At 69.8% G+C, this 13407-nt stretch carries 11 protein-coding genes; all 11 read right to left on the bottom strand.

The window, feature by feature from the left end:
* Positions 1 to 8: 8 nt before the first annotated feature.
* The gene (locus tag ACFTWF_RS02030) at positions 9 to 2027 is read right to left on the bottom strand and encodes a primosomal protein N' (protein WP_378459602.1); all 2019 of its coding nucleotides are present in this window, start codon (positions 2025 to 2027) and stop codon (positions 9 to 11) included.
* A gap of 46 nt (positions 2028 to 2073) precedes the next feature.
* Positions 2074 to 3288, bottom strand: coding sequence for a methionine adenosyltransferase (metK, locus tag ACFTWF_RS02025; RefSeq protein ID WP_378459601.1), 1215 nt, complete (start codon positions 3286 to 3288; stop codon positions 2074 to 2076).
* Between the two features lie 134 nt (positions 3289 to 3422).
* Positions 3423 to 4691 carry a bifunctional phosphopantothenoylcysteine decarboxylase/phosphopantothenate--cysteine ligase CoaBC gene (gene coaBC / locus ACFTWF_RS02020; protein ID WP_378459786.1) on the bottom strand — a complete coding sequence of 423 codons (1269 nt, stop codon included), beginning with the start codon at positions 4689 to 4691 and terminating at the stop codon, positions 3423 to 3425.
* A 50-nt stretch (positions 4692 to 4741) separates the two neighbouring features.
* On the bottom strand, positions 4742 to 5047 hold the full coding sequence (rpoZ, locus tag ACFTWF_RS02015; protein WP_005241734.1) for a DNA-directed RNA polymerase subunit omega: 306 nt from the start codon (positions 5045 to 5047) through the stop codon (positions 4742 to 4744).
* Positions 5048 to 5088: 41 nt separating this feature from the next.
* Complete coding sequence (gene gmk, locus ACFTWF_RS02010; protein WP_378459785.1) at positions 5089 to 5655, bottom strand: guanylate kinase; 567 nt, start codon at positions 5653 to 5655, stop codon at positions 5089 to 5091.
* Between the two features lie 65 nt (positions 5656 to 5720).
* Entirely contained in the window at positions 5721 to 6041 is a 321-nt protein-coding gene (gene mihF, locus ACFTWF_RS02005) for an integration host factor, actinobacterial type (protein WP_005262298.1), read from the bottom strand.
* 126 nt (positions 6042 to 6167) lie between these two features.
* A complete protein-coding gene (gene pyrF / locus ACFTWF_RS02000) occupies positions 6168 to 7013 on the bottom strand; it encodes an orotidine-5'-phosphate decarboxylase (protein ID WP_378459600.1) in 846 nt (281 codons plus the stop codon).
* A complete protein-coding gene (carB, locus tag ACFTWF_RS01995; protein ID WP_378459599.1) occupies positions 7010 to 10336 on the bottom strand; it encodes a carbamoyl-phosphate synthase large subunit in 3327 nt (1108 codons plus the stop codon). The genes pyrF and carB overlap by 4 nt, the downstream gene beginning before the upstream one ends.
* The gene (gene carA, locus ACFTWF_RS01990) at positions 10336 to 11496 is read right to left on the bottom strand and encodes a glutamine-hydrolyzing carbamoyl-phosphate synthase small subunit (protein WP_378459598.1); all 1161 of its coding nucleotides are present in this window, start codon (positions 11494 to 11496) and stop codon (positions 10336 to 10338) included. Before carA ends, carB begins: the two co-directional genes overlap by 1 nt.
* The gene (locus ACFTWF_RS01985; RefSeq protein WP_378459597.1) at positions 11493 to 12059 is read right to left on the bottom strand and encodes a transporter; all 567 of its coding nucleotides are present in this window, start codon (positions 12057 to 12059) and stop codon (positions 11493 to 11495) included. Before ACFTWF_RS01985 ends, carA begins: the two co-directional genes overlap by 4 nt.
* The gene (locus ACFTWF_RS01980) at positions 12056 to 13399 is read right to left on the bottom strand and encodes a dihydroorotase (RefSeq protein WP_378459596.1); all 1344 of its coding nucleotides are present in this window, start codon (positions 13397 to 13399) and stop codon (positions 12056 to 12058) included. The genes ACFTWF_RS01985 and ACFTWF_RS01980 overlap by 4 nt, the downstream gene beginning before the upstream one ends.
* Positions 13400 to 13407 lie beyond the last annotated feature (8 nt).

Below are 13407 nucleotides of genomic sequence, written 5' to 3'. Positions count from 1 at the left end.
GTGGTCTACTACCCGATGCGAATCGGGTCGATCTGAACCCTCGCGGGCTGCGAGTCCTTACGGGCACTCCGCACCGACTGAGCCTCTCCCAGCGCCTTGGCCAGCGGCTTTCCCTCGCCGCGGGGCACCCGGATCAGCATGCGCTCCACCTCCGCCGGCTCCGGTGCGTCGCCGGAGAACGGCAGCCGCTCCCCCGCGGGCAACTCGACCGGCCCGAGCAATTCCGCATTCGCCGGTAATTCGGCGAGGTCCAGGAGGTCGGCGATCGCCTTCGCGCTGCCGTCGATCGCCGCGAGGTGAATGGCGGGCGGAAACCCGACCTCAGCCCGTTCCTCGTACTGTGCGCGCGCATGCCCGACCGGATCCCAGCGCACCAGCGCCTGCACCGTCGGAATGCCCGAATCCGCGACCACGACCACCTGGCCTCCGTCGGCGAACGGGCGCACCAGCGACGACGCCGTCATCCACCGCCGCAACGTCTCCTCCGCCGCGCGCAGGTCGGGGCGGCCGAGCAGCGCCCAGCCGTCGAGCAGCAATGCGGCGCCGTAGCCGCCCGGCATCACCGGTTCGGCCCCGACCGTCGACACGACCAGGGTGGGCCCAGGCTTCACTTCGTCGACGACATCCGTCCCGCCCGACATCCGGACCGCGACGCCGGGGAACGCGCGACCGAGTTCCTCGGCGGTGCGTCCGGCACCGACCACGACGGCCCGCAGCGCCCGCGCGCCGCACGCGTGGCAGCGGTGTGCGGCGTCGGCGACGCCACACCACCGGCACGCCGGTGTTCCCGCGCCGTCCGGGCCGGCCGCCGACGGCAGCGCGAGAGGTCCATTGCAGCGACGGCATCGCGCCGGCGCCCGGCACTTGCCGCACGCGAGGCTGGGGACGTACCCGCGCCGGGGAACCTGGACCAGCACGCCCCGGCCGGCGCCCAGCGCCTCCCGCGCCGCCGCGAAGGCGATGGCGGGCAACCGGGCGGCACGCGCGCCCGGGTCACGGGCCAGGGCGTGATCGCTGTCCGCGAGTGCGGTGATCTTCGGGGCGGCCGCCCGCACCGCATCCCGGGAGGCCACGAGGTCGTGGGCCCAGCCCGAGTCGACGAGGGCCTGGGCCTCGGCGGTGCGGGCGTGTCCGGCCAGCATCACCGCGCACCCACTGGCATACGCGCGGAGCAGCGCCACCTCGCGGGCGTGCGGGTAGGGAGCTCGGGGCTCGGAATGGTTGTCGTCGCCGTCGTCCCAGACCACGATCAGCCCGGTCCGAGGAGTCGGCGCGAACACCGAACTCCGGGTGCCCACCACCACCCTGGCCGTCCCCCGCAACGCGGCCAGCCACCGCCGGTAGCGCAGGGCGGGACCGAGTCCGGCGGCGAGACCGACGACGGCGTCCTTGCCCAGCACGGTCTCCACCGCCACGACGACGCGGTCGAGATCACGCTGATCGGGGACGACGACGACGGTGCTCGCCCCGGTCGCCGCGACGAGTCCCGACAGTTCCGCGAGACGCGCGGGCCAGTCTTCGCCGGGAAGCGCCTGCCAGACGGCGCGCGGGGCACGCCCCGCGGACAGTGCGGTGAGGAACGCCTCGCCGTGCACGTACCGGTCCCACGCACCGGTCGCGATCGCCGCGCCCGATACCTCGGGGAGTTCGGACGCGGCCTCGGACTCCGCCCGCGCGTGCCGCGGCGGGATCGCCAGCCGCAGCACGTCGGCGCGGGTTCCGGCATACCGGCCCGCTACGAGGTCGACGACCCGGGTCATCTCCTCGGTGAGCACCCGCTCGGGCGAGATCACCCGTTCGAGCCAGCCGAAGCGGCCCTGGTGGTCGCTCGTCGCGTTGCGGGAGACGACGAACCCGTCGACGAGGCGCCCCGCGAATCGGATGCGGACCCGGACCCCGGGTTGCGCCTGCTCGTCGAGTTCCTTCGGGACGAGGTAGTCGAATTCGCGGTCGAGGTGGGCGAGCGGAAGGAGCGGCAGGACCCGGGCGACCGGGCCTCTTTCTGCCGCAACCTTTTCCGCGCTCATGCGGCGCCGCCTGCCGGGGCGGCGCCCGCCGCGCCGTGACGACCGATCAGAGGCCTGCGGCTGCCCGCAGCTTCTCCGCCCGGTCGATGCTCTCCCAGGGGAGTTCGATGTCGGTGCGACCGAAGTGTCCGTAGGCCGCGGTCTGCGCGTAGATCGGGCGCAGCAGGTCGAGGTCGCGGATGATGGCGCCGGGCCGCAGGTCGAACGTTTCGGTGATGGCCTGCTGGATGCGGGCCGGATCCGTCTTCTCGGTACCGAACGTCTCGACGAACAGGCCGACGGGCGCCGCCTTGCCGATCGCGTACGCCACCTGGACCTCGATCCGGTCCGCGAGGCCGGCCGCGACCGCGTTCTTGGCCACCCAGCGCATGGCGTAGGCCGCCGACCGGTCGACCTTCGACGGGTCCTTGCCGGAGAACGCGCCGCCGCCGTGGCGGGCCATGCCGCCGTACGTGTCGACGATGATCTTGCGACCGGTCAGTCCGGCGTCACCCATCGGGCCGCCGAGGACGAACTTGCCGGTCGGGTTGACGAGCAGGCGGATGTCCGAGACGTCGAGTTCGGGCATGTCGATCTCGGCGAGCACCGAACCGAGCACCTTTTCCCGCAGGTCCGGGGTGAGCAGGTTGTCGAGGTCGATGTCGGCGGCGTGCTGCGTCGAGATGACCACGGTGTCGAGGCGGACCGCCTTGTCGCCGTCGTATTCGATGGTGACCTGGGTCTTGCCGTCCGGGCGCAGGTACGGCAGGACCCCCGACTTGCGGACCTCGGTGAGTCGACGCGACAGCCGGTGCGCCAGCGCGATCGGCAGGGGCATCAGTTCCGGGGTGTCGGTGGTGGCGAATCCGAACATCAGCCCCTGGTCGCCCGCGCCCTGACGGTCGATCTCGTCGTCGCTCAGTTCGCCGGTGCGGACCTCGTGCGAGTGGTCGACGCCCTGGGCGATCTCCGGGGACTGCGCCCCGATCGCCACGTTGACGCCGCAGGAGTTGCCGTCGAAGCCCTTGGCCGAGGAGTCGTACCCGATCTCGAGGACGGTGTCGCGCACGATCTTGGGGATGTCGGCGTAGGCGGTGGTCGTCACCTCACCGGCGACGTGAACCTGTCCGGTGGTCACCAGCGTTTCGACCGCGACACGGGCGCGCGGGTCGTCGGTGAGGAGCGCGTCGAGGATGGAGTCGCTGATCGCATCACAAATCTTGTCCGGGTGCCCCTCGGTCACAGACTCACTGGTGAATAGCCGACTACCGGACTGGCTCACAGAATTCCCTCTCGACAGTTGTCCCTGAACAGCACTTGAAAACAGCTTAGCTGCGTAATACAACGAACGACGCTAGCGCCACCCCGGCGGGAGTGACCACCCTTAGAATCACCGAAACCCTCTCGAACGTTTCGTCAGAGTGTCCGGAACAGCTGGTCGACGGCGTCGAGCACCCGGCTCGCCATCAACGCCTTCGATCCGTGCTCGAGCGCGGACTCGGAACCGTCGGCTCCGAGCAGCCAGCCGTCGTTGTGGTCGACCTCGAACGCCTTGCCCTCCCCGACCGCGTTGACGACGAGGAGGTCGCAGCCCTTACGCGCGAGCTTGGCCCGCGCATAGGTGAGGACGTCGCCGTCGGCGTCTCCGGTCTCGGCCGCGAACCCGACGATCACCGTCGACGACGGGATCTGCCCGTCTCGCCGCGACTGGACCAGGCCGGCGAGGATGTCCTCGTTCTTGGTCAGTGCGATCGAGTCGGGCTCACCCGCACCCTTCTTGATCTTGCTGGCCACCGTCGTCGACGGCCGGAAGTCGGCCACTGCCGCCGCCATGATCACGGCGTCGAATCCGGGCGCGTGCTTGGCGACCGCGACCCGCATGTCTTCCGCGGTGCGGACGTGCACCATGTCGACCGCGGCCGGATCGGCGAGATCGGCGGTGTACCCGGAGACGAGTGTGACCTCGGCGCCGCGCTGCACGGCGAGCCGGGCGATCGCGTATCCCTGCTTGCCCGAACTGCGGTTACCGAGGAACCGCACCGGGTCGAGCGGCTCCCGGGTGCCGCCCGCGGACACGAGGACCCGCCGGCCCTCCAGGTCGCGGGGCAGCGCGTCGGGGCGCTCCAGCAGCAGTGATGCCAGTCCGACGATCTCGTCGGGTTCGGGCAGTCGGCCCGCGCCGGTGTCCTTGCCGGTGAGGCGCCCGGAGGCGGGTTCGATCACGGTCACCCCGCGTGCCCGCAGCGTGGCGACGTTGGCGACGGTGGCGGGGTGCTCCCACATCTCCGTGTGCATCGCCGGCGCGAACATCACGGGACATCGCGCGGTGAGCAGCGTCGCGGTGAGCAGGTCGTCCGCGCGTCCCGCCATGGCCCGCGCCATGAGGTCGGCGGTAGCGGGCGCGATGACCACGAGATCCGCTTCCTGCCCGAGCCGGACGTGCGGGACCTGCGGAACGTCGGTGAACACACCCGTGTGCACGGGATTACCCGACAGCGCCTCGAACGTCGCCTTGCCGACGAACTCGAGCGCGGACTCGGTCGGGATGACCCGCACGTGGTGTCCGGCCTCGGTGAAGGCGCGGATGACGGCACAGCTCTTGTACGCGGCGATGCCGCCGCCGACTCCGACGACGATCCGCTTGCGCGCCGCCCCCGAGAGCGTCGATTCCGGTGAATCCGTCATGTGCCCGGACCCCGGGCCCACTGCCTGCTCCGGCACCGCAGATCCTCCGCTCACTCGCCTTCGGTGTGCTCGAGAAGGTCGGAGTGGATCTCGCGCAGCGCGATCGACAGCGGCTTCTCCTGCAGTCCCGGCTCCACGAGGGGGCCGACGTACTCGAGGATGCCGTCACCGAGCTGGTTGTAGTAATCGTTGATCTGACGCGCACGCTTGGCCGCGTAGATCACCAGCGCATACTTCGACGATGTACGTGCGAGGAGCTCGTCGATCGGAGGATTGGTGATGCCGAGCGGGGTGTCGTAAGCCGGCAGAGCGCCGTGGCTGGGTGTTGCGGACGCTACTGCGGGGGTGCTGCTCACTCGGTATCTCCTGAAATAGTTCTGGCTAGTGGATGTGAGAACTAGTGGGTCGACTCGGACTGTTCCGGTCGTCCAACCAACAAGGATACCAACTCGTCGCACGTTCGGCTGACATCCTCGTTCACGACGACCACGTCGAACTCGTCCTGCGCCTCCAGTTCGACCCGCGCGGTGGCGAGACGGCGCTCGACGACCTCGGCGGATTCGGTGCCCCGGCCGGTCAATCTCTCGACCAGCACATCCCAGCTCGGGGGCGCCATGAAGACGAGAAGCGCCTCCGGCATCGCGGCGCGCACCGCCCGCGCACCGGCGAGATCGACCTCGACCAGCACCGGCCTGCCCTGTTCGATCGCCGCGCGGACCGGGGCGGCCGGGGTTCCCGACAGCTGGAGTCCGCCGTGGATCTCGGCCCATTCGAGCAGTTCACCGGAGTCGATCATCCGCTGGAACTCGTCGCGAGAGGTGAACCGGTAGTCCTTGCCGTCCACCTCGCCCGGGCGTGGGTCGCGCGTCGTCGCGGACACGCTGAAGACGAGCTCCGGCATCCGTTCACGCAGGAGTCGCACCACGCTGGACTTACCGACGGCCGAGGGGCCGGCCAGTACCACCAGCCGGCCCCTCCGCACTACGGTCTTGCGCTCTGACACTTGTGCGTCAGCTACCACTGTCGTGCTCAGGCCTCGAAGTCGAACCTGGCGAGCAGGGCCTTCCGCTGCCGATCGCCGAGGCCACGGAGGCGACGGGTCGGAGCGATCTCCAGCTCGGTCATGATCTCCTGCGCCTTGACCTTGCCCACCTTGGGCAGCGCCTCGAGCAGTGCCGACACCTTCATCTTGCCCAGGATCTCGTCGTCCTCGGCGTCCTTGAGAACCTGCTTGAGGTCGGTGCCACCACGCTTCAGGCGCTCCTTGAGCTCAGCCCTGGCCTTGCGGGCAGCAGCTGCCTTCTCCAAAGCAGCAGCGCGCTGCTCATCAGTCAACTGGGGAAGGGCCACGGTTCCTCCGTCTCGTCGTTGGCAAATAGTCCAAACCACTGGATAACCAGCAGCGATAGCGACCGTACTCACGCCCGGCCCCGATTGCGAACCCACCCCCAGAGGTCAGAGCCGGATTCGGGTGGGCTATGAGAGTGCGGACTCGATCTCGTCACGCACCTTCACGGCCGCCTCACGCAGGGCCGTCACCGACGGTCCCGCCTGGAGAACACCACGAGAACTGTTCGGTAACAACAGGTTTCGCGAATCGGGAAAAATGTCGGCGAGATCACCGGGAGTGGCGCCCTGGGCGCCGAGACCGGGCGCGAGAATCGGTCCGGAAAATTTCGACAAATCCAGGCCGTGTCCGCGTGTCGCACCCACCACCAGCCCCACCAGACCGGGGTGCGCCTCGTTGCGCCGGGCCGCCGCATCCACCACGGATTGGGCCACCGACACTCCCCCGGAGGTCCGGGACGCCTGCAGGTCGCCGCCCTCCGGGTTGGACGTGCGGGCGAGCACGAAGAGCCCCCGGCCCCGCTCCGCCGCCAGCGACAGGGCCGGGTCGAGAGCGCCGAACCCGAGATACGGCGACACCGTCACGGCGTCGGACGACAGGGGCGCGTCCTCGCCCAGCCAGGACTGCGCGTAGGCCGCCATCGTCGACCCGATGTCCCCGCGCTTGGCATCGGCGACGACGAGCGTCCCTGCCTCTCTGAGGACCGAGATGGTGCGTTCGAGCACCGCGTACCCGGCGGAGCCGAACGCCTCGAAGAACGCCACCTGGGGCTTCACGACGGCGACCTCACCGACGAAGGCCTCCACGCAGATCTCCGCGAAGGTCTCGAGCCCCTCCGCCGAGACCGGCAGCCCCCACGCCTCGAGCAATCCGGGGTGCGGGTCGATCCCGACGCACAACCGCCCCCGGTGCTCGACCGCCGAGGTCAGCCGGTGCACCCAGGAGTGATGGTGATGGTGATGGTGTCCGCTCACGACCGCAGCCTCGCGTGCAGCGCCTGGAGCGACTGGACACCGATGTCGCCGCGGATCGCGGCCTCGATGCCCTGGACGGCGGCGGAGGCACCCTGCACGGTCGTGACGCACGGGATGTTCGTGGCGACGGCGGCACTGCGGATCTCGTAGCCGTCGACGCGGGGGCCGGAATTGCCGTACGGCGTGTTGATCACCATGTCGACCTCGCCGTCGCGGATCGTCTCGACGATGGTGCGCTCGCCCTCCTCCAGCTTCTCGCCGGAGTGCTTGTGCACCTCCTCGCAGGTGATGCCGTTGCGACGCAGCACGGCCGCGGTGCCCTCGGTGGCCAGGATCCGGAAACCCAGGTCGGCGAGCCGCTTGACCGGGAAGATCAGCGACCGCTTGTCCTTGTTGGCGACCGAGACGAACACCGAACCCGACGTGGGCAGCGAGCCGTACGCCGCCGTCTGGCTCTTCGCGAACGCGGTGCCGAAGTCGGCGTCGATGCCCATGACCTCGCCGGTCGACTTCATCTCCGGGCTCAGCAGGGTGTCGACTCCGGTGCCGTCGGCGCGGCGGAACCGGTTGAACGGCAGCACGGCCTCCTTGACGGCGACGGGGGCTTCCGCCGGTGTCGATCCGCCGTCGCCCGTGGCCGGGAGCACCCCGCTCGCGCGCAGGTCGGCGATGGACTCGCCGAGCATGACGCGGGCGCACGCCTTCGCGAGCTGCACCGCCGTCGCCTTCGACACGAACGGGACGGTGCGGCTGGCGCGGGGGTTGGCCTCGAGGACGTACAGGATGTCGTCCTTGAGCGCGTACTGGACGTTGAGCAGGCCCTTCACCCCGATTCCCTTGGCCAGGGCCTCGGTGGAGCGTCGGACGTTCTCGAGGTCGGCGCGGCCGAGGGTGATCGGCGGGAGCGCACACGCCGAGTCGCCCGAGTGGATACCGGCCTCCTCGATGTGCTCCATCACGCCGCCGAGGTACACCTCGGTGCCGTCGCAGAGGGCGTCGACGTCGATCTCGATGGCGTCCTCCAGGAACCGGTCGACCAGGACCGGCCGGTCGTCGGAGATCTCGGTGGCGCGGGAGATGTAGCTTTCGAGGGACGCCTCGTCGTACACGATCTCCATGCCGCGGCCACCGAGAACGTACGACGGCCGCACCAGCACCGGGTACCCGATGCCGGCGGCGATGTCGCGGGCCCCGGCGAACGTCGTGGCGGTGCCGAACTTGGGAGCGGGCAGCCCGGCCTCGACCAGCACCTTGCCGAATTCGCCGCGATCCTCCGCGAGGTCGATCGCCTCCGGGCTGGTGCCCACGATCGGCACCCCGGCGGCTTTCAGCCGTTTCGCCAGACCCAGCGGGGTCTGACCGCCGAGCTGCACGATGACCCCGGCGACGGTGCCGGAGATCGATTCCGCGCGGTACACCTCGAGCACGTCCTCGAACGTGAGCGGCTCGAAGTACAGGCGGTCGGCGGTGTCGTAGTCGGTGGAGACCGTCTCCGGGTTGCAGTTGACCATCACGGTCTCGTAACCGGCCTCCGACAGCGTCAGCGCGGCGTGGACGCAGGAGTAGTCGAACTCGATGCCCTGACCGATGCGGTTCGGTCCGGAACCGAGGATCAGGACCTTCGGGCGCTCCGTCTGCGGGGCCACCTCGGTCTCGGCCTCGGGGTCGAGCTCGTACGTCGAGTAGTGGTACGGGGTCTTCGCCTCGAACTCGGCGGCGCACGTGTCGACGGTCTTGTACACGGGGTGGACGTTCCACTGCTCACGCAGCGCCCGGACCGCGTCCTCGCCCCCGATCTCGGGGCGCAGGGCCGCGATCTGCCGATCCGACAGTCCGTGGTGCTTGGCGCGCCGCAGCACCCGCTCGGTCATCTCGGGCGCCTCGCGCAGCTCGTCGCCGAGTTCGTGGATCTGCAGGATCTGGTCGAGGAACCACGGGTCGATCTTGGTGGCGTCGAACAGCTGCTCGACGGTCGCGCCGAGGGCGAATGCCTTCTCGATGCCGTACACCCGACCGTCGCGGGGGACGCTCAGGTCCGCCAGCAGGCCGTCGAGGTCGTCGGCGTCCACCTCGGGGCCCGTCCAGTACCCGGCCCGCTTGGTCTCGAGCGAGCGCAGCACCTTGCCGAACGCCTCGGTGAAGTTGCGGCCGATCGACATGGCCTCACCGACCGACTTCATCGTGGTGGTGAGGGTGTCGTCGGCGCCGGGAAACTTCTCGAACGCGAAGCGCGGGGCCTTGACCACGACGTAGTCGAGGGTCGGCTCGAAGCACGCCGGGGTTTCCTTGGTGATGTCGTTGACGATCTCGTCGAGGGTGTAGCCGATGGCGAGCTTCGCCGCGATCTTCGCGATCGGGAACCCGGTGGCCTTCGACGCGAGCGCACTGGACCGCGACACGCGCGGGTTCATCTCGATGACGACGAGGCGGCCGTCGGCGGGGTCCATCGCGAACTGGATGTTGCAGCCGCCGGTGTCGACGCCGACCTCGCGGAGGATGTCGATCGAGAGGTCGCGCATCGCCTGGTATTCACGGTCCGTGAGCGTCATGGCGGGGGCGACGGTCACCGAGTCGCCGGTGTGCACGCCGACCGGGTCGACGTTCTCGATCGAGCACACGATCACCACGTTGTCGCGGCCGTCGCGCATCAGCTCGAGCTCGTATTCCTTCCACCCGAGGATCGACTCCTCGATCAGGACGTTGGCGGTGGGCGACGCGGCCAGACCGCCGCCGGCGATCCTCGTGAGGTCCTCGTCGTCGTAGGCCATGCCGGAGCCGAGCCCACCCATCGTGAACGACGGGCGCACCACGACGGGGAAGCCGAGCTCGGCGACCGTGTCGCGGACCTCGTCCATCGTGTAGCAGACCCGGGATCGCGCGGATTCGCCGCCGACCTTCGCGACGATGTCCTTGAACTTCTGCCGGTCCTCGCCGCGTTGGATGGCGTCGAAGTCGGCGCCGATCAATTCGACGTCGTACTTCTCGAGGATGCCCTGTTCGTGCAGCGCCACCGCGGTGTTGAGGGCCGTCTGACCGCCGAGGGTCGCGAGGACGGCGTCGATGGGGTGACCCTTCTCGGCCTCGAGGGCGATGACCTTCTCGACGAATTCGGCCGTGATCGGCTCCACGTACGTGGCATCCGCGAACTCGGGGTCGGTCATGATCGTGGCCGGGTTGGAGTTGACGAGGCTGACCCGCAGGCCCTCCTCGCGCAGTACCCGGCAGGCCTGGGTTCCGGAGTAGTCGAACTCGCAGGCCTGTCCGATGACGATCGGCCCGGAGCCGATCACCAGGATGTGGGAGAGATCTGAACGGCGTGGCATTACTTCTTGACTCCCTCGAGCAGGCTGGTGAAGCGGTCGAACAGGTAGGCGGCGTCGTGCGGGCCGGCCGCGGCCTCGGGGTGGTACTGCACCGAGAAGGCGGACCCGTCGAGCAGGCGGACCCCCTCGACGGCACCGTCGTTGGCGCACGTGTGGCTGACCACGGCCTTGCCGAACGGGGTGTCGAACTCCTGCCCGGCCTCCCCCTCGAGCGCGAAGCCGTGGTTCTGCGCGGTGATCGCGATGCGGCCGGTCTCGTGTTCGATGACCGGGATGTTGATGCCCCGGTGCCCGAACTTCATCTTGTAGGTGCCCAGTCCCAGTGCGCGCCCGAGGATCTGGTTGCCGAAGCAGATGCCGAACAGGGGCAGCCCCTGGCCGATGACCTCCTTCGTGAGGTGCACGGCACCGTCAGCGGTCGCCGGGTCGCCGGGACCGTTGGAGAGGAAGACGCCGTCGGCCTTCAGGTCGAGGATCTGCTCGAGCGTCGCGTCGGACGGGAGCACGTGCACCCGGATGCCGCGCTCCGCGAACATGCGCGGGGTGTTGGTCTTGATGCCGAGGTCGATCGCGGCGACAGTGAAGCGCGCGTCTCCCCCGGTCGGCTCGACGACGTACCCGCTGGTGGTGCTGACCTCGCCGGCGAGATCCGCGCCGAGCATCGACGGCTGGCCCTTCACGCGGTCGAGCAGCACTTCGGTGTCGGCCAGTGCATCGCCGGAGAACACCCCGGCGCGCATGGAGCCGCGGGTGCGCAGGTGGCGCACCAGCGCCCGGGTGTCGATGCCGGCGATCCCGACGACACCCTGCTTGACGAGTTCGTCCTGCAGGGAGCCGGTGGCGCGCCAGCTGGAGGTGCGGCGCGCGGGGTCGCGGACGACGTATCCGGCCACCCAGATCTTGGCCTCGGCGCTGCTGCCGGTGGGCCCGACGGACTCGTCGTCCTCGTCGTTCCAGCCCGTGTTGCCGATCTGCGGCGCGGTGGCGACCACGATCTGGCGGTGATAGCTGGGGTCGGTGAGCGTCTCCTGGTACCCGGTCATACCGGTGCTGAAGACGGCCTCACCGAGCGTCTGCCCGACGGCACCGAACGTGGTGCCCCGGAATACCCGCCCGTCCTCGAGGACCAGTACTGCCGAGTCGGTGTCGTAGCCGCTCATGCGTTCTCTCCGTTCTGCTCGACCTCACCAGAGCTCGCCGCATTCGCTGAATCTTCACTGTCTTCGTTGCCGGCCGGCTCCCCCGCGCCCACCCAGGCGGGGTAGACCGACTTGTCGTCGCTGCGGAAACCGGTGTCGATCTCGGTGCCGGTCGGCAGTTCCCACCGGATCACCAGGACACCGTCCTTGCTCATGACCTTGCCCGCGAGCCCGCGTTCGGTGCGCACGGCGCGGATCGCGTCCTGCGGAATCCAGATCGCCGACGCCCCGTCGCGTTCGAGCAGGATTCCGGACGTGTAGCGGGAGATCTCGCCCGTCGCCCGGAACCCGAGGTCGCCGACCGCGATCCGGTCCTGCCAGCTCGGGGCGAGGGTGCTGCCCACGTACAGTCCGGTGACCGGGGCGATCGTCCGATCACCGAGCTGCGCGGGGACGGCGGGGAGTTGCCCGATCCGGTCGGCCTGACGGCGGGCGCGACCGCGCCAGCCGATGTACATGAGGAAGATGGCCAGCGCCCAGAACGCGACGAGGCCGACGATCCACAGAATTCTCTCCACCGTCATCCCCTCCCGTTCCGCGCCGGGACGCGGGCCTGGCCGTCGCTCGCGGTGATCCGCCCGCGCAGGATCGTCGTGGTCACCCGCGCCGGCAGGGTCATCGACTCGTAGGGCGTGTTGTGGGCGACGCTGGCGAGGTCGGGGCCGTGGACCGTCCATTCGGCGTCCGGATCGATCAGCACGAGGTTGGCGGGCTCGCCGACCTCGAGCGGCCTGCCCTGGTCGTCGAGTCCGACGATCTCCGCGGGACGCTCACTCATCACCCGGGCCACGCCCCGCCAGTCGAGCAGTCCGGTGCGGACCATCGTCTGCGCGACGATCGACAGCGCGGTCTCGAGGCCGAGCATGCCCGGGCGGGCGGCGGCGAATTCGCAGCACTTGTCCTGCTCGGCGTGCGGTGCGTGATCGGTCGCGACGCAGTCGATGATCCCCTCGGCCAGCCCGGCGCGCAGCGCGGCGACGTCGCTCGCCTCGCGCAGCGGCGGATTCACCTTGTTGACGGCGTCGTACGTCTCGAGGCGGGAGTCGTCGAGCAGCAGGTGATGCGGAGTGACCTCGGCGGTGATCGAAATACCTTGTCCGCGAGCCCACTTCATCAGCTCGACGGTGCCTGCGGTGGAGGCGTGGCAGATGTGCACCCGCGCCCCGGCGTCACGGGCGAGCAGTGCGTCGCGGGCGACGATCGACTCCTCGGCGGCGCGCGGCCAGCCCGCCAGGCCGAGCCGGGCGGCGGTGGGGCCCTCGTGCGCGACGGCGCCGACGGTCAGCCGCGGTTCCTCCGCGTGCTGCGCGATGAGCACCCCGAGCGAACTCGAGTACTCGAGCGCCCGGCGCATGATCAGCGGGTCGTACACGCAGTGGCCGTCGTCCGAGAACATCCGGACCCGGCCGATTCCCGCTGCCATCGTGGCCATCTCGGCGAGTTGCCTGCCCTCGAGCCCGACGGTGACGGCGCCGACGGGGTGCACGTCGACGAGCCCGACCTCCTGGCCGCGGCGCCACACGTGATCGGTGACGACCACCGAGTCGGCGACCGGGCTGGTGTTGGCCATCGCGAACACCGCGGTGTACCCGCCGAGCGCGGCGGCGGCCGAACCGGAATCGATGGTCTCGGTGTCCTCGCGGCCGGGTTCACGCAGGTGGGTGTGCAGGTCGACGAAACCGGGGAGCAGGATCTGCTCCGCCGCGTCGATCACCTCGGTGTCCGGCCCGCCGTCCTTCCCGGCGTCCGCGCCGATCGCGACGATGACGCCGCCGCCGAGCAGCACGTCGGTGGGCTCGCCCTCGCCGTACAGCAGCACGTTCTTGATGAGCACTGTCTCTCCTGTCACTGCACTGTCACTCATCCCGCAAC

Source organism: Rhodococcus sp. NPDC056960 (assembly GCF_042674125.1).
GTDB lineage: Bacteria > Actinomycetota > Actinomycetes > Mycobacteriales > Mycobacteriaceae > Rhodococcus_F.
The sequence above is the reverse complement of the archived record's forward strand: the minus strand, read 5'-3'. Positions and strand labels throughout refer to the sequence as shown.

Excerpts from the sequence above, each read along its gene's own strand:
- ACFTWF_RS02030 (WP_378459602.1), bottom strand. The coding sequence starts at position 2,027 with ATGAGCGCGGAAAAGGTTGCGGCAGAAAGAGGCCCGGTCGCCCGGGTC.
- coaBC (WP_378459786.1), bottom strand. The coding sequence starts at position 4,691 with ATGACGGATTCACCGGAATCGACGCTCTCGGGGGCGGCGCGCAAGCGG.
- carB (WP_378459599.1), bottom strand. The coding sequence starts at position 10,336 with ATGCCACGCCGTTCAGATCTCTCCCACATCCTGGTGATCGGCTCCGGG.
- carA (WP_378459598.1), bottom strand. The coding sequence starts at position 11,496 with ATGAGCGGCTACGACACCGACTCGGCAGTACTGGTCCTCGAGGACGGG.
- ACFTWF_RS01985 (WP_378459597.1), bottom strand. The coding sequence starts at position 12,059 with ATGACGGTGGAGAGAATTCTGTGGATCGTCGGCCTCGTCGCGTTCTGG.
- ACFTWF_RS01980 (WP_378459596.1), bottom strand. The coding sequence starts at position 13,399 with ATGAGTGACAGTGCAGTGACAGGAGAGACAGTGCTCATCAAGAACGTG.